The organism is Pseudoalteromonas sp. Z1A2, from assembly GCF_011378755.1.
In the GTDB taxonomy this organism is placed as follows: Bacteria; Pseudomonadota; Gammaproteobacteria; order Enterobacterales; family Alteromonadaceae; genus Pseudoalteromonas; species Pseudoalteromonas distincta.
Genome location: NZ_WTKX01000002.1, coordinates 1 through 19,939, shown reverse-complemented (window position 1 = coordinate 19,939; position 19,939 = coordinate 1). Strand labels below are relative to the sequence as shown.

At 39.2% G+C, this 19,939-nt stretch carries 17 protein-coding genes and 1 pseudogene; 5 read left to right on the top strand and 13 right to left on the bottom strand.

Annotated features, from left to right (window positions below; all coding sequences use genetic code 11):
* The 5 genes from GQR47_RS01515 to thrS all read right to left on the bottom strand — a co-directional run bounded on the left by GQR47_RS01515 (window position 1) and on the right by thrS (window position 5,577).
* Window positions 1-1,818, bottom strand: coding sequence for a M14 family metallopeptidase (locus tag GQR47_RS01515; RefSeq protein WP_165723411.1), 1,818 nt, complete (start codon window positions 1,816-1,818; stop codon window positions 1-3).
* 441 nt (window positions 1,819-2,259) lie between these two features.
* The gene (gene rplT, locus GQR47_RS01510; protein WP_002960711.1) at window positions 2,260-2,619 is read right to left on the bottom strand and encodes a 50S ribosomal protein L20; all 360 of its coding nucleotides are present in this window, start codon (window positions 2,617-2,619) and stop codon (window positions 2,260-2,262) included.
* Window positions 2,620-2,634: 15 nt separating this feature from the next.
* Entirely contained in the window at window positions 2,635-2,835 is a 201-nt protein-coding gene (rpmI, locus tag GQR47_RS01505; protein ID WP_002960713.1) for a 50S ribosomal protein L35, read from the bottom strand.
* A gap of 211 nt (window positions 2,836-3,046) precedes the next feature.
* Entirely contained in the window at window positions 3,047-3,607 is a 561-nt protein-coding gene (gene infC / locus GQR47_RS01500) for a translation initiation factor IF-3 (RefSeq protein ID WP_002960714.1), read from the bottom strand.
* Window positions 3,608-3,666: 59 nt separating this feature from the next.
* A complete protein-coding gene (gene thrS / locus GQR47_RS01495; protein WP_024606251.1) occupies window positions 3,667-5,577 on the bottom strand; it encodes a threonine--tRNA ligase in 1,911 nt (636 codons plus the stop codon).
* A gap of 354 nt (window positions 5,578-5,931) precedes the next feature.
* Here thrS and GQR47_RS01490 point away from each other — a divergent pair, with 354 nt between their 5' ends.
* Together GQR47_RS01490 and GQR47_RS01485 are read left to right on the top strand one after the other, a co-directional pair.
* Entirely contained in the window at window positions 5,932-6,378 is a 447-nt protein-coding gene (locus GQR47_RS01490; protein ID WP_002960715.1) for a DUF3010 family protein, read from the top strand.
* A 198-nt stretch (window positions 6,379-6,576) separates the two neighbouring features.
* Window positions 6,577-8,294, top strand: a pseudogene (locus tag GQR47_RS01485) (AMP-binding protein).
* A gap of 142 nt (window positions 8,295-8,436) precedes the next feature.
* On the opposite strand, the gene hflX reads toward GQR47_RS01485, so the two are convergent.
* From hflX to GQR47_RS01450, 7 genes are all read right to left on the bottom strand, one after another.
* Window positions 8,437-9,786, bottom strand: coding sequence for a GTPase HflX (hflX, locus tag GQR47_RS01480; protein ID WP_165723410.1), 1,350 nt, complete (start codon window positions 9,784-9,786; stop codon window positions 8,437-8,439).
* A 199-nt stretch (window positions 9,787-9,985) separates the two neighbouring features.
* Window positions 9,986-11,338 (bottom strand): NADP-specific glutamate dehydrogenase, encoded by a 1,353-nt coding sequence (gdhA, locus tag GQR47_RS01475; protein WP_024606249.1) that lies wholly within the window; start codon window positions 11,336-11,338, stop codon window positions 9,986-9,988.
* Between the two features lie 372 nt (window positions 11,339-11,710).
* Complete coding sequence (locus GQR47_RS01470; RefSeq protein ID WP_024606248.1) at window positions 11,711-12,184, bottom strand: DUF1456 family protein; 474 nt, start codon at window positions 12,182-12,184, stop codon at window positions 11,711-11,713.
* Window positions 12,185-12,301: 117 nt separating this feature from the next.
* Window positions 12,302-13,546: a lipoprotein-releasing ABC transporter permease subunit gene (locus GQR47_RS01465; RefSeq protein WP_165723409.1), complete on the bottom strand. Its 1,245-nt coding sequence runs from the start codon at window positions 13,544-13,546 to the stop codon at window positions 12,302-12,304.
* Complete coding sequence (gene lolD, locus GQR47_RS01460; protein WP_007375330.1) at window positions 13,536-14,234, bottom strand: lipoprotein-releasing ABC transporter ATP-binding protein LolD; 699 nt, start codon at window positions 14,232-14,234, stop codon at window positions 13,536-13,538. The genes GQR47_RS01465 and lolD overlap by 11 nt, the downstream gene beginning before the upstream one ends.
* Entirely contained in the window at window positions 14,227-15,444 is a 1,218-nt protein-coding gene (locus tag GQR47_RS01455; protein WP_165723408.1) for a lipoprotein-releasing ABC transporter permease subunit, read from the bottom strand. The genes lolD and GQR47_RS01455 overlap by 8 nt, the downstream gene beginning before the upstream one ends.
* 147 nt (window positions 15,445-15,591) lie before the next feature.
* Complete coding sequence (locus GQR47_RS01450; RefSeq protein WP_206015946.1) at window positions 15,592-16,464, bottom strand: LysR family transcriptional regulator; 873 nt, start codon at window positions 16,462-16,464, stop codon at window positions 15,592-15,594.
* A 129-nt stretch (window positions 16,465-16,593) separates the two neighbouring features.
* Here GQR47_RS01450 and GQR47_RS01445 point away from each other — a divergent pair, with 129 nt between their 5' ends.
* Together GQR47_RS01445 and fghA are read left to right on the top strand one after the other, a co-directional pair.
* Entirely contained in the window at window positions 16,594-17,715 is a 1,122-nt protein-coding gene (locus tag GQR47_RS01445) for an S-(hydroxymethyl)glutathione dehydrogenase/class III alcohol dehydrogenase (RefSeq protein WP_165723406.1), read from the top strand.
* Window positions 17,716-17,783: 68 nt separating this feature from the next.
* The gene (gene fghA, locus GQR47_RS01440) at window positions 17,784-18,626 is read left to right on the top strand and encodes an S-formylglutathione hydrolase (protein ID WP_165723405.1); all 843 of its coding nucleotides are present in this window, start codon (window positions 17,784-17,786) and stop codon (window positions 18,624-18,626) included.
* Between the two features lie 212 nt (window positions 18,627-18,838).
* Here fghA and GQR47_RS01435 read toward each other — a convergent pair whose 3' ends face one another.
* A complete protein-coding gene (locus tag GQR47_RS01435) occupies window positions 18,839-19,114 on the bottom strand; it encodes a BCCT family transporter (RefSeq protein WP_206015944.1) in 276 nt (91 codons plus the stop codon).
* A gap of 271 nt (window positions 19,115-19,385) precedes the next feature.
* On the opposite strand from GQR47_RS01435, the gene GQR47_RS01430 reads away from it, so the two are divergent.
* A complete protein-coding gene (locus GQR47_RS01430; protein WP_024590122.1) occupies window positions 19,386-19,802 on the top strand; it encodes an MgtC/SapB family protein in 417 nt (138 codons plus the stop codon).
* The last annotated feature ends 137 nt before the right edge of the window (window positions 19,803-19,939 follow it).

Genomic DNA, 19,939 nt, shown 5'->3' with positions numbered 1-19,939 from the left:
TTAAATTTCTTTACTTTTTTGATCCGGGATAACAACTTCTTCTTCGAATGACATAAGTATTGGATACTTTAAGTACGCTTGATCATAAAATGGACTTTGCTCATATAACCAATTTAATCGTGCCTCTGCGTCACTCGCGAATGATTTATCTTTAAGTTTTTCATCAAACTTAAGCGCAAGCTTTGGGTTATCTTTTAGCATTTGGCGTGCATACGGAATTAGCGCATAGTTTTCCATATATTCAGTACGCTGAAAAATAGTATTAAACTCACCCCACGCAAAAAATGAATCAGGGGCTTCCGGGTGCAATAAATGAACCGCTAATTCGCCTGCTTTTTGTTGGGTATTTACTTGGTACCAACCATCTAAATCTACATTTATAGCAGGGACGTAATCAAAAGTTGCTGATACTCTAAAACGCCCTTCAAATGGTGCTTTATCAAACGTGTAGTCTGCCACCTTTGCAACTTTCAAAGGCTGTGTGTTTGCCCCTTCAAGTTTATTAATAGAGACACCATGTAACTTTAGTTTCTTAATTATATTGCGATATACAGGCGGAATAAAAAAAGCTTTAGGTACTTCAACTGTATGTTGTACATCTTTTTGCCAATAAATAGATAAGTCAGTATATGTATGTGCTTTACCCAAATACTTCACTTCATTTTGACCCGAAAGTGAATTCATGCTTGATGAATATTCAATGCCTTTAAACTGTGCAATAGTATCTGCTTGTTTGGCATAGCCACGCTTTACAATTAAGTGTTTAGGAACAAATTCTTGTTCTTTTTTTACTGCATTAGCTAATTCATGACTGTGCTTTGATAGCGCAGTAATAGCACCATCTAAAAATACATAAGTTCCCAATACACGTTGCTTGTAAGGCTTCAATGAATGATTTTCGACTAAAATAGTCGGCAATGACTTTAAATCCCCCCAACCATTTGAAAAACGTGGCGTAGCAACCCATCCCGCTAACCCTTTTTTAAAGTCGCGTTTATCCATAACAAAAACAAGTGGTCCTGGGATGTGTCCTTGCTTCGCTAGCGTATCGTCAATGAGAGGTTTAAAAAACTGGTTTAATGTATCCGATACCGCAGGCGATTCGCTCGAAAATACCGGATTGTAACCATAAGTCACATCGTATTGGTAATCTGCGCCGTCGGTAACGTGTACATCAATGTATAAATTTGGGTTGTAGTCGTTAATAACCTTTAAAACACTTCTAACTTCTGGGGTATCTAATTTAGTAAAATCACGATTTAAATTAAGGTTATTAGCATTTGTTCTAAAGCCCATTTTTGCAGGGCCCCGTTGATTAATGCGATTGAATGCACTGCTACGTTCGTGACCATCTACATTTAAAATAGGAATAAATAATATGTTTACCTTTTTTAAAATGTCACGGCGCTTACCCGTCGCTATATCTCTGAGTAACATGAACATGGCATCTTTACCGTCTATTTCACCAGAATGTATTCCTGCCTGAATAAAAATAGTTGGCTTAGTGCTATTAGCCATTTGCCTTGCTTCAAAAAAACCTTGCTCACTGGCAATTAGCATTTTTATTGCACGTTTACTATTACTATAGCCAATGGTTTGAGATTGAAACTGAGTAGGGTTTGCAGCAACTAACCTATCAACAAATGCCATTGTATTTGCATAATCGGGCGACGCTTCACCTGCAGATAACTCAAAGTCAGTAGTTAACGGCCCTTGTTTTTGTAAAAGCTCTACGCTTTTCCCCTGCCACTCAATGAGTGGAGGTAAGTGTGCGTCATACGCCACACTTGCAGATAAAATTAGTAAACTTGCAAACATAAAATTCTCTAACAAACGCCTTAATTATATAAATTATATCAACTAAATTTTTTATAATGAGGAAACTGCGGTGATTCAACAAAAAAATGCAGCCAAATACATCTCACTCATTCGCACCTGTATTTTTAGGCTTTATAACCTTATTAAATATTATACCAATCCGCAGTAATACTTAATCATTTTGCGGGGCTAAACATGTCGCTACCTGCGTTAAAAAACTCTCATTTACGACTGCATGGATGCAGAAGGTAGAGCAATGCAGAAGCAATTGCCGAGAACAACTAAATAGCGAATTTTTTGCCTAGCTATCAATACGTTTTTACGCTCTCAAAATAGATCCTTTAATTAAGCGAATTGGTATTACTCATTGGTTTAAGTTACTAAATTACAGGCACAAAAAAAGGAGCCATAGGCTCCTTTTTAATACTTATATAAAAAAGCTTAAGCGGCTAGGCCTTCTTTTGCTTTTTCTACAAGCGCTGCGAATGCAACTTGGTCGTAAACAGCGATATCTGCAAGGATCTTACGATCGATTTCTACAGAAGTCTTTTTAAGACCATTGATAAAACGGCTGTAAGACAGACCATTTTGACGTGAAGCAGCATTGATACGTGCAATCCATAATTGACGGAAAGTACGTTTCTTCGCACGACGGTCACGGTAAGCGTATTGACCCGCTTTAGTAACAGCCTGGAAAGCTACGCGGTAAACACGTGAACGTGCTCCGTAGTAACCTTTTGCTTGTTTTAAAACTTTTTTGTGACGTGCACGTGCGACAACGCCGCGTTTAACTCTTGCCATTTCTAAAAACCCCTATTAAGCGAACGGTAACATACGTGAAACTAGACCATGGTCATTTTTATGAACCATCATCTTAGGACGTAGGTGTAACTTACGCTTAGAAGTTTTCTTAGTCAGAATATGACGAAGATGCGCTTGTTTACGCTTGAAACCGCCAGAAGCAGTCTTTTTGAAACGCTTAGCAGCGCCACTGTGACTTTTTAGCTTATAAGCCATTGCAATAACTCCAATTGTATTGCTTTTAAATTAGTAAGCAGGCGTGAGATATATTTCTATAGCTCCACTTTTAGGCCTAACTTACTGCCATGTTCCGGTGAAGACCCAACATAAATGCCGCAATCTTGCTTTAAGACCGGTTAACTCAGGTGAATATTCGCATATTGCTTGCAGACCTGAGCTAATTTCGGTGCGTATTATCGCTTAAAAATTATTTTTTAGCAACAGGCGCCATCATCATAACCATTTGGCGGCCTTCAACACGATTTGGGAAAGACTCAACTACTGCAAGCTCTTCTAAATCGGCTTTGATACGGTTTAATAATTCTATACCAATTTCTTGGTGAGCCATTTCACGACCACGGAAGCGGATAGTAATCTTAGCTTTATCGCCAGCTTCTAAGAACTTACGTAAGTTGCGAAGCTTAACCTGATAATCACCTTCATCCGTACCAGGACGGAATTTGATTTCTTTTATCTGGATTTGCTTTTGCTTCTTCTTCTGCTCTTTTAGTTCTTTGCTTTTTTCAAAGATGAACTTACCGTAGTCCATGATTCTACAAACAGGCGGCTCAGCGTTTGGACTGATCTCAACAAGATCAACACCCGCTGCATCGGCCATAGTTTGCGCGTCTTGTAATGACTGAATTCCAGCTTGTTCGCCTTCAATGTCAATTAAACGAACTTCTTGCGCTGTAATTTCTTCGTTAATACGATTTTTTTGAGCTGTTTGTTGCCCTTTCTTGCCGCCTCTAATAGTACGTTCCTCCAAGAATATCAATAATATAAGCGTGTAAATGGCTGTTTGTTAATGCCTTACACGCTCGATTTTTACTGTCGATTTTTAATTTCTTCACTAATTTTAGCTACAAAATCATCAACATTAAATTTGCCAAGGTCTTCACCTGTGCGAGTACGCACTGCTACTTCTTGCTGTTCAACTTCTTTATCGCCAACAACAAGTAAATATGGAATACGCTTCAGTGTATGCTCACGGATTTTAAAGCCAATCTTCTCATTTCTCAAGTCAGCAGCGGCTCTAATTCCAAGTTTATTTAATTTTTGTACAACTTCTTTAACATAAGGAGCCTGTTTATCGGTAATATTCATAATTACCACTTGCTTAGGCGCAAGCCACGTTGGGAATAAACCAGCGTACTCTTCAGTTAAAATGCCAATAAAGCGTTCAATAGAACCTAAAATAGCACGATGTATCATTACAGGTGTACGACGCTCGTTATTTTCTGCCACATAAGTAGCACCTAAACGACCCGGTAATGCAAAGTCTAATTGCACTGTACCACACTGCCACGCTCTGTCTAAACAATCGTACAAAGTAAATTCAATCTTCGGACCGTAAAACGCGCCTTCGCCCGGAAGATAATCAAATTCAATATCGTTTAGCTTAAGTGCATCAGCTAAAGCAAGCTCTGCTTTATCCCACATATGGTCTTCACCAATGCGTTGTTCTGGGCGAGTAGATAGCTTAACTACAATCTTCTCAAATCCGAATGTTTCATATGTATCATAAACCATCTTAATACACGCTGACACTTCGTCCATTATCTGCTCTTCAGTACAGAAAATGTGAGCGTCATCTTGTGTAAAGCCACGTACACGCATTAAACCGTGTAGTGCACCTGATGGTTCATTACGGTGACAACAACCAAATTCAGCCATACGAAGTGGTAAATCACGGTACGATTTTAAACCTTGGTTAAAGATTTGTACGTGACCAGGGCAGTTCATTGGTTTAATTGCGTATTCACGTTTTTCAGACTCAGTGGTAAACATTGCTTCTGAATATTTTTCCCAGTGACCTGATTTTTCCCAAAGTGAACGGTCCATCATCATTGGACCTTTTACTTCTTCGTACTCATATTCGCGTAATTTTTCACGTACAAATTCTTCAAGCTCGCGGTAAATGCTCCAACCATCGTTGTGCCAAAATACCATGCCTGGCGCTTCTTCTTGCCAATGCCATAAATCAAGCGCTTTACCAATACGACGGTGATCGCGTTTTTCAGCTTCTTCAAGGCGCTTTAAATACGCTTTAAGTTGCTTTTTATCGCCCCACGCGGTGCCGTAAATGCGTTGTAGCATTTTGTTTTCTGAATCACCACGCCAATATGCACCCGCCACTTTCATTATTTTAAAGTTTTGGCAAAATTTCATGTTAGGAACGTGAGGTCCACGACACATGTCTACATATTCTTCGTGATGATATAACCCAGGACGGTCATCTTTAGCGATGTTTTCGTCCAAAATTTCTATTTTGTATGTTTCGCCACGCGCTTCAAATGTATCGCGTGCTTCTTGCCAGCTTACTGTTTTTTTCACTACGTCGTAGTTGGTTTTTGCAAGTTGCAGCATACGCTTTTCAATTGCTTCAAGATCATCTTGTGATAATGAGTGTTCCATATCGATATCGTAGTAAAAACCGTTATCAATGGTAGGACCAATTGCCATTTTTGCGTCTGGGAAAAGTTGCTTAACTGCATGACCGATTAAGTGAGCACAAGAGTGACGAATGATTTCAAGTCCGTCGTCGTCTTTAGCGGTAATGATCTCAAGACGAGAGTCTTCACAAATTTTATCACATGCATCAACACGGTCACCATTTACACGGCCCGCAATGGTCGCTTTAGCTAAACCAGGACCAATGTCGTTTGCAACATCAAGCGTGCTTACAGGGTTTTCAAAACTACGTTGACTTCCGTCTGGAAGAGTAATAACTGGCATTATAAATCCTTGCTACAGTGGTGACACCTACAATGTATCACGTGTATTTTTAATAAATTAAATGAGAATGACTCGACAACGCTTTTACGAATAAGCATTGACTAATATATGTAGATGAGGAGTCTATTCAACTACAAAGATATATTGTCGCGTGCCGCGCATTTAATTACAAGTTTAAAGGGGTGAAATCCACCCGTTTTATCCACAAAATGTAGCTTTTAAAGCAAAAAAATCATTTTATTAAAATATAAAAGCATCAATGCATTAATTACGCGCCTACAACTATACCCACACTCGCATTTTAATGTGCGTTGCGTATAATACTGCGTAATTAAGTTATTTTAGAGAATAAACATGAGAACATGTGGTGTAGAAATTACCGGTAGTGATGTACTACTTTGTATTTTAAGTAAAGATAATGACGTATTTGATATTCGCGATGTGCGCCAAACACGCTTTACCTTAGGTAACGGTAACGACACTGAAGTAATGCGTAAATTTCAATTCGATTTTGCAAAATTAATGCAAGATTACCAAATTGATTCTGTTGCAATTCGTGAGCGTCAGCCTAAAGGTAAATTTGCTGGCAGTGCAAAAGGCTTTAAAATGGAAACTGCAATTCAATTAATCGACAACTTAGATGTACGTTTATTTACTACAACTGAAGTTAAAGAGCAGTTAAAACGCAACCCCATCCCTATTGATTTTGAAGAAACAGGCCTTAAAAAGTACCAAGAAAATGCTTTTGTAAACGCTTACGTTTACATCATGAAAAAAACATACCGCAGCGACGAAATGTAAACTTATTACTCGTTTAAAAACGCGTACTTACATTGTAAGACGCGTTTTTTTGTGTCTAAAAAGTAGTATTAGCTTTTATTAATCTAATAATACATTAGTCTAACTGCACTTCTCTTTGTCGACAATATGTGTTTATTTTAACTTTGTAGTTTACATAACTCACACACATTTTCATGGAGAGAGCAATGCACACACACTATTGCGGTAAAAGAAGTAGAGAAAATAAATCACTTTCCGTTAGCTCAAAGCTACTTTAAAGGTATACAAAGCACACCTTTAACAAATTCAACTATAGGCGAGTACTTTGACTTTATTGTCGACAAAACCCAAAGGCGTTAGCTGTTGTAGTTCATCACCAAGGTATTAGATTAACGTATAAAGAATTTCAAAAAAAAGTTAATCAGCTTGCGAAGGGGTTACTTGCCCTTGGCGTAAAACCAGGTGAGCGCGTTGGTATTTGGTCTCCTAATAATATTGAGTGGTGCTTAACCCAATTTGCAACGGCAAAAATTGGCGCAATAATGGTTTGTATCAACCCTGCATATCGTCCTAACGAATTACAATATGCTTTAAATAGTGTTGAATGCTCTACTCTGATCACAGCATCAAATTTTAAAGGCAGTGATTACTTAGAAATGCTTAATTTTTTAGCGCCAGAACTTGCAACTTGCGATAAAGACACACTTAATTTAAAAGCACTACCCACTCTTAAAAATATAATCCGCATTGGCGATGAAGCATCTCCTGGTATGTACTCTTTTAATGATGTTATTAACTTGCCAACATCAGCACATGAGCTTGAATTAAAAGCAATAGGTGCAAACTTAAATGCTGAGCAAGACATCAATATACAATTTACATCAGGCACAACAGGTAACCCAAAAGGCGCAACGCTCACTCATAAAAACATTTTAAATAATGCGCTATTCGTCGCCGAATCTATGCACTTTACGAGCGATGACAAGTTATGTATCCCTATCCCGTTATATCATTGCTTTGCAATGGTATTGGGTAGCTTATTGTGTGTTAGTAAAGGTGCAGCAGCCATTTATCCTAGTGATTCGTTCGATGCAAAAACCACACTCGATGTAGTTCAACAAGAAGGATGTACAGCGCTGCACGGCGTACCTACTATGTTTATTAGTGAGCTTGAGCTGAGTAATTTTACCGATTATGACCTAAGCACTTTACGCACGGGTGTAATGGCAGGCTCTACATGCCCAGAGCAAGTAATGCGCAAAGTACAAACACAAATGAACATGCATCAAGTACTGATTGCTTACGGGCAAACCGAGTGCAGCCCCATAAACAACATTACCGAAACAGACTCTTCAATTGAGCGGCAAGTAACGACGGTTGGCCGCGCCCTTGCTCATACCGAGGTTAAAATAATTGACGAGCTGGGTAACATTCAAAAAATTGGTCAACCTGGCGAAGTGTGTAGTAAAGGTGCAGGCATAATGCGCTGCTATTGGAATGACGAAGCTAAAACAAAAGCCACTATAGATGACGAAGGGTGGCTGCACTCTGGCGATTTAGGTGTCATGGATACAGAAGGGTTTGTCACGATTGTTGGGCGTATAAAAGATATGATTATTCGCGGCGGCGAAAACATTTACCCTCGAGAAATAGAAGAAGTACTTTACACCTACCCTGGCATTCAAGATGCTGCCATATTTGGTATAACCGATGAAAAGTATGGCGAGGAAGTGTGCGCTTGGATCCAACCAAAAGAAGACGCTGTGCTTGATGAGCAAGCAATTCGTGAGTTTTTAAAAGACAAACTAGCCTACTTTAAAATGCCACGACATATCCGCTTTGTAGAAAACTACCCAATGACAGTAACAGGTAAACTGCAAAAATTTAAAATGCGCGAGCAAATGCAAGAAGAGCTAAGCGATAAGGCTTTTTCCTAGTTTCGTCTCTAAGTAACTGAGGCTCTGGATAGGGAATTTATCTCAGAGCTATGTTCAGAGCTAGCAGCGTTAAATTTACGTATGTTAGGACTAATACTAAAAAGCACAGCCAATTGGCTGTGCTTTTTATGTACTGAATTTATTATAAATTCAACATTCTCTTTTTTAAACGTTCTAAATCAATCGCACTCGAGCGCACTGTTAATTTAATATAGCTGTATTCATATTCTTCTTTAACAACACTCATACTCGATCGGATTTCGCCCACAACACCTTTGGCTGTGTACGGTATAACAATCTCTTCTTCAATCATGTCCTCTTGAGCAATGCCAATAATGTATTTGTGCAGTTTACTAATATCATCTGGATTACGCGTAGAGGTCATCATCGCATCAGGAAACTCATCCATTAGCGACTGCTGCTGCTCAGTACTTAATTGGTCTGACTTATTCAGTACTAATAATTTTTTGCTACCTTCTACCCCAACTTCTGCCAGTACTTTATGTACTACTTCAAGCTGTGAGCGAAAAGAAGGATCTGAAGCATCTACAACATACAACAATAACGACGCATCATGTGCCTCAGCGAGCGTTGAATGAAATGAAGCAACCAAATCATGAGGTAATTTTTTAATAAAACCAACCGTATCTGAAACCAATATACGTGGCTGCGTAATTGGATACAGCGCGCGAACAGTGGTATCTAGCGTTGCAAAGAGTTTGTTTTCGCCTTCTACATCACTACCTGTAATTGCGCGCATCATTGATGACTTGCCCGCATTGGTATAACCAATTAAAGCCACTGAGAATAGCTCAGAGCGCTGCGTACGTCTGTCCATCATTACATCTTGAACACTAACAAGTTCGCGCTTTAATTCTGCTAACTGATCGCGCACCTTACGGCGATTAAGCTCAAGTGTGGTTTCGCCCGCACCTTTACCCATTTGACGTTCTTTATCACCTGTTGATGTTTCACGCAGCCGTGGCGCGACATAATTAAGGCGAGCAATTTCAACTTGTAATTTTGCAGTTTTAGTACGCGCATGACGACTAAATATTTCAATGATAATACCGGTGCGATCAAATACTTCTACACCCAGCTGGTTCTCAACATTACGCAGTTGAGAAGGCGTTAAATCGCAGTCAAATACCACTACATCGGCACATGCAAAATCTAAATCGTTTGATGGAATTTCTGAGGATATTTCGGTTAAAGGGTCTTCATCAAGTAAATTATCTTCTTGCTCGTTTTCAACCATCCCTTTATTGCCGGTAAGGTGTGCTATTTCAGCTAGTTTTCCTGAGCCCAGTACATTAACTTTTTGAGTTGAGCTTTGCTTTTGCGATTGCGTACCTACTACTTTAAATCCTAACGTAGTCACCAAACGCGCAAGCTCTGCGAGCGACTCTGTTGCTTCGTCACCTTTAAATTGTGGTGTGCTAATAGAAATAAGTAACGCATTAGGAAGTGATGGTTTTGCAGTTAGTTGCATAATTTTTATATGTTAATGCACCTAAAGTGCAAACCTAATTTTCATTCGAAAGTAACTTGATCCTACGCTGTTATGGCTCAGCTTTATAGGGTTATAGTTCACTAATGGCGTTAATATTTAAAACTAACCATAATATACTCAATTTTATGGCTAGTTTTAAAATCACATTATAGTAAAGCCTTATTGTTCAGCTTTAATATTAAACGACGCCCTGCTCAATCATTGCATCGGCGACGCGCCTAAAGCCTGCAATGTTAGCGCCTAATAAAAGATTTCCAGGCTCACCAAATTCTGTAGCGGTATCGTTGGCGGTAACAAATATATTTTTCATAATTTGTTTTAGCTTTTCGTCAACTTCTTCAAAGGTCCAACTTTGCATACTCGCATTTTGTGCCATTTCTAATTGGCTTGTTGCAACGCCGCCGGCATTGGCCGCTTTACCTGGTCCATACGCAATTTTTGCAGCAATAAAGCAATCAATAGCCTCTTTTGTTGAAGGCATGTTTGCGCCTTCACTTACTAATAAACAACCGCCGGATAATAATGCGCTTGCATCCGCCTGTGTTAATTCATTTTGTGTGGCGCACGGAAAAGCAGCGGCAGCATTAAAGCGCCAAACAGCGTGCCCATCTTTAGGGTAGTCATTTACAGAAATATAAATAGCATCGGGGTGAGTTTGTTTATATACGCTCAAGCAATCACGCGATTGCTCTTTCAAACATTTAATAAGATTTAAATCTATACCCGATTCATGATACACAGTGCCACGAGAGTCGCTGCAACTTACTGGTGTTGCCCCCATTTGATAAAGCTTTTCAATGGCATAAATAGCAACATTACCTGCGCCCGAAACCAAGCAGCGCTTACCTTGCAGGCTATCGCCGCGCGCTTGCAGCATATAGTCAGCAAAATAAACAGCGCCGTATCCCGTGGCTTCTTTTCGTACAAGCGATCCACCCCACAATAAGCTTTTACCTGTTAAAACACCTTCATAGCGCCCAGTCAAACGCTTATATTGACCAAACAAGTAACCTATTTCTCTAGCCCCGACTCCAATGTCTCCAGCGGGTACGTCGGTTGTAGGGCCAATATGGCGATAGAGCTCACTCATAAATGATTGGCAAAAGCGCATTATTTCAGCATCTGAGCGCCCTTTTGGATCAAAGTTTGCCCCGCCTTTACCACCACCGATCGGTAAACCTGTTAAAGCATTTTTAAATATTTGCTCAAACCCTAAAAATTTAATTATGCTGGCATTCACACTTGGGTGAAAACGTAAGCCACCTTTATAGGGCCCAAGTGCAGAGTTAAACTCAATTCTGTAGCCTTTATTTACCTGAATATTGCCTTCGTCATCAACCCAAGGAACTCTAAACATAATTTGGCGTTCGGGCTCAACTAAGCGTTGTATAATGGCATTTTTTTTGTATTTTTCTGAGTTTTCCAAGATAGGTTCGAGTGATTCAAGTACTTCTTCAACAGCTTGATAAAACTCGCATTGTGCAGGACTACTAGTTTTTAATTGTGCGATTGTGCTATGGATATAATTCATAATTATTCTTCCGTGTTAATAATAAAAGTATTTATCAGATGTTAAAGTAAACGTAATCAAGTTTATGATTCATGCTTTAAGGTCTTAATTTAATATAATTAACTATTACCTTAGCATGAAAAATTGAGATGTTTAACGCGAGCTACGTGAATTATTTTTGATTGAAAGTTTGATTTTTATTTATTAAAGGTGAATTTAAATTCACAGATTTAAAAGCGGAACAGTGCCAAGCGAATTTTTATATTTTCAAAAGGGAGTTTTAGAAGTATTAGGTTAGGTATGGGTTTGTTTAAAAATATAACAATTAATGGGTTTTATACTGCATTGCGCTCGCAAAAACCCACTAAATAAAAGCTAATTAGCTAAAGCCAGTTACTCAGCAGACTCTTCTGGACGGTGCTGCTTTTGTACGCCAGTTAAAAACAAACGTAATATTTGATCGTTACAAACACGGTAATGTTTGTTATCTACTTTTCGAGAAAATGCGCTTAACTCATGTTTACTTAAATCAAAATCAACAAGTGCAAGTGTTGCTATAACATCTTCTGCTTTCATATTTAAAGCAATACGTAGCTTCATAAAGATAATATTGTTGTTTAGCTTTTTCTCAGGCTCTGGTTGATCACCTTCGCGTTTGCCACGTTGGGTATTAATAAACCCATTTAAAAAGCTAGCAAACTCAGTATCACTTATTGGGGTAAAAGCCTCTTCACCTTCTTTAGTTAACCATGCAATTACTTGCTCTTTGGTGACCGTATGCTCTGCTGATGCAAAAACATTGACCATAGCAGTATCAGTTAAGTTAAAAGTGTAGCGAATGCGGCGTAAAATATCGTTATTAGTCAAAGTAAATCCCAAAGTGAGGTATAGCAACCAAGCAGTTATTGCTTAATTTTAAATAAGCACCTAGTTTAACAGGTTTACTAATACCACCCTATTAATTTTTATCTGAGCTTCTTATACCTAGTTACCAAGCACCTTGGCAGGATCTACGCGCGTTGCTTGCCATGCAGGATAAATGGTAGCAAGTATCGCAAGCACAAACGTAACAATCACTGTAATACCAATGTCTTCAAGTACTAATTTACTTGGTAAAAACTCTATAAAATAAACGCCCTCAAGTGGATTGGCTCCAAATAATTGGCTTATCCACGTAAAAAGCTCACTTATATTAAGCGCTAATACCACACCAATTAGTGTTCCTAGTGCCACGCCTACAAATGCTTGCATTAAGCCCTGCATTACAAAGGTGGCTAAAATAGTACTGTCTTTCGCGCCCATGGTTTTTAAAATTGCGATATTGCCTTGTTTTTCGCGTACCTCCATCACCAAGGAGGAGACAATATTAAAACTGGCTACCGCTATAATTAAAAACACCACAATATAAACAATGGTACGCACCATTTGAATATCTTGATAAAGGCTACCTTGGGTTCTAAACCAACTAGAAACATACACGTAGTCGTCAATAGTTTGCCCTACTTTTAGCGCTATTTGGTGCGCCGAAAACACATCATCAACACTTAAACGCAGCCCTGTTACTTGGGTTTCATCGTAACCCAATGTTTGCTGTGCTTTGTTAAGATGTATAAATGCAGCGGTACTATCAATGGGGCCGCCCATTTCTATAACACCTGCAAGGTTAAGTGTTACGCGTTCAGGCGCTAATAATGATTGACCTTTTTGACTAATTTGCGGAATAAGTAATGTAATGTTATCGCCTACTTTGGCGTCTAACTGTTTTACTATTTGTTTACCTAAAATTACATCGTCAAGGCCTAGCTGGCTGACTAATTTACCACTGGTAAACTGATTTACCGCCGATACATTACTCTCGAGCGATGGCTCAACACCTCGGATTTCTATCGCTTTTAGCTGGCTTTTATATTGCGCCATCCCATTCACTGCAATAAATGGCGCAGCCCCTGTTACATGCGGTTGTGTTTGTAAATCCTCAATTTTTTGCGACCAATTCGCGATGGGTCTACTTGGTGCTACATATTCAACCTGTGGCACAACACTTAGTAATCTATGTACTAGTTGCTGCTCAAAACCATTAATTACCGACAGCGCCACAATTAAAACCGCGACACCTAATAAAATACCAATAGTCGACGCTTTAGCGATAAAACTAACAAAGCCGTTTTTTTCATCTTTGTGGCCTGAATAGGCTCTAAAACGTTTACTTAAAAATGCACTAAGCAACATGCTGCGACTCTTTAATAGCTAGTTTTCCATCGTCTAAATAAGCTATTTTGCCCAGCTTATCGGCAAGTTCTAAATCGTGTGTAACTACCACAAAACTGGTGTTTAAGCTTTGGTTAAGCTCATTAATTAAATCGTAAATTTTAATCGCATTTTGTTTATCTAAATTACCGGTTGGTTCATCAGCAAGCACAAGCGCAGGTTTTGTAACCAGTGCACGGGCAATAGCCACGCGTTGGCGCTCTCCACCAGAAAGCGCAGACGGTTTATGCGAACTGCGATGTGCAAGGCCTACTTTTTCGAGCATATCGAGCGCTTGAGCTTTGGCTTCTTTTGCACTCAAGCCTTTAATTAATAATGGCATAGCTACGTTTTCAACTGCGCTAAACTCCATTAATAAATGATGAAATTGATAGATAAAGCCCAAATTTTGGTTTCTAAATGCGGCTTGCTCTGTTCGCGAAAGTTTTGCAACTTCTTGGTTTTTAATTTTAGCGCTACCTGAGCTTGCGGTATCTAATGTGCCAAGTATGTGTAAAAGCGTACTTTTACCAGAGCCAGAACTCCCGACAATAGCGAGCATTTCACCTTGCTGAAGCGCTAAATCAACGCCTTTTAATACTTCAACTTGGTTGCTGCCGTCTTGATAAACCTTACTTAAATTTTCACAACTAATCACTAAATCATTCATAACGTAATACCTCTGCTGGTTTTACTTTTGCGGCTTTACGCGCAGGATATAAGGTAGCTAAAAAGCTCATAGCAATACTGGCAAACGCTATTATTACTAAACTCAAAATATCAAATTTTACCGGAAGCTCTATACCCGCCAGTAAGTTTAAGCCCACTAATGCAAGTAGCTCATTTATATATAAACTAAATATTACACCTAAAAATGCGCCTATTGCGGTACCAATTACGCCGTTATATAAGCCTTGCACCATAAACACTTTTTGCACTTGCGAAGGTGTTAAACCTAACGTTTGTAGTATGGCTACTTCACCTTGTTTTTCGCTTACCATCATGGTTAATGCCGATACAATATTAAATACAGCCACCAATACAATGAGGGCAAGCAACATAGACATAATGCGCTTTTCCATAGCAACGGCTGCAAATAGAGTACCTTGGGTACTGCGCCAATCACTGTTATTGTGATCTTTTAAAATACGTTGGCTTGCTTCAATAAATTCATCTAGTTCGAAAGGTTCGTGCAATGAAACACTTAAATTTGGGGCGGTGTTTTTATCCAGCTTTAATACCCGTTGTAGCGAAGCGCCACTCGTAAACGCAAGTGCCATATCTATCTCAGATCCGGTTTCGTATATTGCGGCTACTTTAAATAAACGCTGGCTGGGTACTCGCCCAAGAGGTGTATATGTTGAAGCATTAGGCATAATAACGCGAAGCTTATCACCCACGCTAACGCCTAATTTACGACTCAAATAACGGCTTATAGCAATGTTGTAATTTTTGTTTAATACAGTTTTCCAATCGCCTTGCACTATTTTATCGGTAATTTTATACAAAGAACCACTATCGTTATAAAGGCCTTGTAGTAAAACGCCGTGCAAGTCTTTATTTGTTTGCAAAATAGCTTCGCCGTGGCGATATAAGCTTACATGATCAACATAAGGAGATTGTTCGAGATCGGTTTTAAGGTTGCCCATTTGGGTGGCAGTGTTTTTACCTGCGCTAACTTCAACATGCGGAATAAGTCCAAGCATATTGGTTTTTAGGCTATTTTCAAACCCGTTCATTACACTGCTTACCGTGAATAATGCCATTAAACCAATAGCGATACCGGCAATAGAAAAAAACGAAATAAACGATATAAACGCGTTTCCTTTAGAGGAGCGACTATATCTAAGCCCTATAAATAAGCTAACCGGTTGAAACATATTATTTTTAACACTTATCATAAAAGTATTGAGCAATAGTAGCACGAAAAAAGTGCCTTTGGGTATGGCGTAAAATGTAAGAAATAATTTATAAATCTGATACTTGGCTATATTTACAGCAATACATGTTTAACCATTAATTCGCGGTTAAGTTTTCAGCCCTTTAACTAAATAATCGAGCAATACCCGTACATTAGTGGCCACAAACTGCCTTGGTGGATATACGCCCCATACCCCTTCTAGCTGTGGTTGATAGGGTGTTAAAATAGGCACCAATTGCCCTGAGTTAATTTCGTTTTCAATGTAGTAGTCTGGGAGCTGTACAATACCGAGCCCCTTTTTTGCGCCATCCACCAGCGCCCAACCACTATTACACTGTAGCCGCCCCGCTATTTTAAAGTGTTTATCGCGCCCATTTTCGTTTACGCGCCAGTAGCTACTATTCCCAATTAAACATTCATGGCTGTTTAGCTCGCCTAAAGTATGCGGCTCACCAAATCGCGTTAAATACTGTGGTGCCGCGCACATAATAAAACGCCGCGCACTTAACCTACGCGCTTTTAAGCTCGAATCTTTTAAGTGCCCTAGCCTTATGGCTAAATCAAATCCGCCCTCTAATAAGTTTTCTTGCTCGTTACTTAGTGTGGCAACAACTTCTACCTCGGGATGATCCTTCATAAAATTATGCACTATGGGCATAATGAACGTTTCCCCATACATAACAGGGGCTGTGAGCTTAATTTTACCCTTTGGTGTACTTTGTTGCTGAGCAAGACCTTGAGTTGCCTCGTCCATAGCGTGTTGTAAGTGCTTTATTTGATGTAAGTACACTTCGCCTTCTTTGGTTAAAACCACTTTACGGGTTGTACGGGTTAAAAGCTGGGTATTTAAACGTTGCTCAAGCGCTGTAACATGGCGGCTAATATGCGCAACCGAAAGTCCAAGCGTTTTTGCAGCCGCAGTAAAGCTGCCCTCCTCCCCTACAGCTATAAACTCATCTATTCCATTCCAACGCGTCATTATTACCATGCTGTAAAAGTGTTTTAATAAAATTGAGATTATCATTGTTTGAGAAACAAATACAATAGCTACATTACCCAAGCAAATTGGGTCTACAATTATTATCTAACCACTACAAAGGATAAACACATGTCAGAATTTATTAAATCAAAAGCAGCTATTGCTTGGGGTCCTAATCAACCACTTAGCGTTGAAGAAGTTGATGTGATGATGCCTAAAAAAGGCGAAGTAATGGTAAAAATTACCGCTACTGGTGTATGTCATACCGATGCATTTACTTTATCAGGTGATGATCCTGAAGGTATTTTCCCTGCTATTTTAGGCCATGAAGGTGCAGGCGTTGTATACGCAATTGGCGAAGGCGTAACCAGTGTTGAAGTTGGGGATCATGTTATTCCTCTATACACTGCTGAATGTGGCGTTTGTAAAATGTGTACTTCAGGTAAAACTAACCTATGTTCTGCTGTGCGCGAAACTCAAGGTAAAGGCCTTATGCCAGACGGCACAACACGCTTTTTTAAAGACGGCCAACCAATTTACCACTACATGGGTTGCTCAACGTTTTCTGAGTACACAGTGCTTCCAGAAATTTCACTCGCTAAAGTAAATAAAGAAGCCTCTTTAGAAGAGATTTGTTTACTAGGCTGTGGTGTAACAACAGGTATGGGCGCAGTAACAAACACTGCAAACGTAAAACCTGGCGACACAGTAGCAATTTTTGGCCTTGGTGGTATTGGTTTATCTGCCATTATTGGTGCAAAAATGGCAGGCGCTGGACGTATTATTGGTGTTGATATTAACACCACTAAATTCGATTTAGCGACAAAACTTGGTGCAACTGATTTAATTAATCCAAAAGATTTCGACAAGCCTGTTCAAGAAGTGATTGTTGAAATGACTGATGGTGGCGTTGACTACTCGTTTGAATGTATTGGTAATGTTGATGTAATGCGCTCTGCGCTTGAGTGTTGTCATAAAGGTTGGGGTGAGTCGGTAATTATTGGTGTAGCCGGTGCAGGCCAAGAAATATCAACCCGTCCGTTCCAACTGGTAACTGGGCGTGTATGGCGTGGTAGTGCATTTGGTGGCGTTAAAGGTCGCTCGCAACTACCTGAAATAGTTGAGCGCTACATGGCGGGTGAATTTGCGTTAAACGACTTTATTACTCATACAATGAGCCTTGAACAAATTAACGAAGCGTTTGATTTAATGCACGAAGGTAAAAGTATTCGTACAGTAATTCATTACTAATAAGCACTTAGTAAACGACTTAATAAAAAGCCGTAAAACCTAAAGGTTTGCGGCTTTTAAGGATTATTATGTTAGAGAATATCTCAAGTACAAAAGTAGCTGGTGGTTGGCATAAGCAATATACTCACCCTGCAACAAGTACACATTGCACTATGCGCTTTGCGGTGTTTTTACCACCAGGTGCAAGTGAAACAAACAAAGTACCGGTACTTTATTGGCTATCAGGTTTAACCTGTACCGACGAAAATTTTATGCAAAAAGCCGGTGCATTTAAAAAAGCAGCAGAGCTAGGTATTGCTATTGTGGCACCCGACACTAGCCCTCGTGGGGATAATGTTCCTAACGAAAACAGCTACGATTTTGCTCAAGGCGCTGGGTTTTATGTTAACGCGACACAAGCCCCTTACAACACTCACTTTAATATGTACGACTACGTAGTGAATGAATTACCCGCGCTTATAGAGCTGCACTTTCCAGTGACTAGCACAAAAGCAATTAGTGGTCATTCAATGGGCGGCCATGGTGCGTTGATGATCGCCCTTAAAAACCCACAGGATTATGTTAGTGCCTCGGCGTTTAGCCCTATAGTAAACCCTATTAATTGCCCATGGGGCGTTAAAGCGTTTACGGGTTATTTAGGAGCCGATAAAACAACATGGGCACAATACGACAGCTGCAAATTAATGGCTAAAGCTGAGCAAAGTAACTACTTGCCAATGTTAGTGAGCCAAGGCGATGCCGATAACTTTTTAGACGAGCAATTAAAACCACAAAATTTAGTGGCTGTTGCAAAACAAAAAGACTACCCACTGACCCTAGAAATGCAAACCGGGTACGATCATAGTTACTTTTTTATCAGTAGCTTTATTGATCAGCACTTGGTATTTCATCATCAGTATTTGTCTGCATAACAATATTATTGTTTGTAGTAATAATGTGTAGAGAACCCTCTACACATTATTTTAAACTATTAAAAAAACGTCCTTACTTGCATCAGTATTCACTCGCCTTTTATTACCCTGCTTGCTGTGGCTCTACCCATAAGCTTATTTAGAGCATGCTGACCTTGTAAAATAAAATCAAATTTTAAATTTCAAATTTTAACGGTGTTAAACAAAGCACATTACTCATCCACTTCCTTTTTTATAAACTCCTTAACAAAACCAATTAATTGCAGTAAATATATAATCAAAAAAGGGAATGCACCTACAATCGCAACGCTGTGATTTAAAGGCTCGTTATTTTGAACTAATAATACGCAAGCATACAATCCCAACGCAAACGACCAGGCGTATAAACTCCAAGTATATGTTTTATTTGCGCCGCTTAATTGGCGTATAACCAAAACGACAGAATCATCAGAGTTTGCTAACGCACAGTAGTCACACGGTTTTTTCAAGTTTAGTGACTGTATTTATTGTTTTTTAAAAGGCAAGTGATGTACATAATTACCTTTAATATAAGTAAAAGAATATGGATATTCAAAAGCGATATCAAACTAACTACTTGGTAAAATAGTAAAATAGTAAAATAGTAAAATAGTAGTGTAACTATTACCAAGCCAGGCAAAATAAAAATAAAGGCAAACCTAAATTACTGAATTTAAAATATTAAATAAATGGCTTACAGATTGCTAGCTAGTTATTAAGATTAACTAAAAAGGCAAGATCATGGAAATTGATTTACAGTGGAATGAAATCATCGATAACTTAATACACTTAGGTATTGCATACCTACTTGCACTACCCATGGCTTACGACAGAGAGCGTAGTAATGATGGCGCAGGCCTTCGTACCTTTCCTCTTGTTGCTGTTGCATCGTGTGGGTATGCATTAATTGCTATGTCGGTTTTAGATGGCGCAGAAGCTCAATCAAAAATGTTGCAAGGCATCATTACTGGTATTGGTTTTATTGGCGGTGGCGCAATTTTGAAAAATAACAAATCAACCTCCGGCACAGCAACCGCAGCAAGTATTTGGAATATGGGTTTAATTGGTATAGCCGTAGCGTACAGCCGCTACGAAATAGCAATTTTACTTGCCATTATTAACTTTATAACGCTTAGGTATGTAAAAAAGTTTAAGTAATTTATAAACGGAGTGACTTATTCAATAGGCATTAAAAAAGGCGCTTAAAAAGCTGTCTCTTGATCACAAGTCTGACTCAAGAGATTTTGCTAAATCGTAGCCTTCCAGGATGGCTTGTAACTTAAGCCATCCTTTCC

Excerpts from the sequence above, each read along its gene's own strand:
- GQR47_RS01455 (WP_165723408.1), bottom strand. The coding sequence starts at position 15,444 with ATGTTTCAACCGGTTAGCTTATTTATAGGGCTTAGATATAGTCGCTCC.
- GQR47_RS01490 (WP_002960715.1), top strand. The coding sequence starts at position 5,932 with ATGAGAACATGTGGTGTAGAAATTACCGGTAGTGATGTACTACTTTGT.
- GQR47_RS01430 (WP_024590122.1), top strand. The coding sequence starts at position 19,386 with ATGGAAATTGATTTACAGTGGAATGAAATCATCGATAACTTAATACAC.
- rplT (WP_002960711.1), bottom strand. The coding sequence starts at position 2,619 with ATGGCAAGAGTTAAACGCGGCGTTGTCGCACGTGCACGTCACAAAAAA.
- lolD (WP_007375330.1), bottom strand. The coding sequence starts at position 14,234 with ATGAATGATTTAGTGATTAGTTGTGAAAATTTAAGTAAGGTTTATCAA.
- GQR47_RS01515 (WP_165723411.1), bottom strand. The coding sequence starts at position 1,818 with ATGTTTGCAAGTTTACTAATTTTATCTGCAAGTGTGGCGTATGACGCA.
- GQR47_RS01465 (WP_165723409.1), bottom strand. The coding sequence starts at position 13,546 with ATGTTGCTTAGTGCATTTTTAAGTAAACGTTTTAGAGCCTATTCAGGC.
- gdhA (WP_024606249.1), bottom strand. The coding sequence starts at position 11,338 with ATGAATTATATCCATAGCACAATCGCACAATTAAAAACTAGTAGTCCT.
- GQR47_RS01450 (WP_206015946.1), bottom strand. The coding sequence starts at position 16,464 with ATGACGCGTTGGAATGGAATAGATGAGTTTATAGCTGTAGGGGAGGAG.
- fghA (WP_165723405.1), top strand. The coding sequence starts at position 17,784 with ATGTTAGAGAATATCTCAAGTACAAAAGTAGCTGGTGGTTGGCATAAG.
- thrS (WP_024606251.1), bottom strand. The coding sequence starts at position 5,577 with ATGCCAGTTATTACTCTTCCAGACGGAAGTCAACGTAGTTTTGAAAAC.
- rpmI (WP_002960713.1), bottom strand. The coding sequence starts at position 2,835 with ATGGCTTATAAGCTAAAAAGTCACAGTGGCGCTGCTAAGCGTTTCAAA.
- GQR47_RS01445 (WP_165723406.1), top strand. The coding sequence starts at position 16,594 with ATGTCAGAATTTATTAAATCAAAAGCAGCTATTGCTTGGGGTCCTAAT.
- hflX (WP_165723410.1), bottom strand. The coding sequence starts at position 9,786 with ATGCAACTAACTGCAAAACCATCACTTCCTAATGCGTTACTTATTTCT.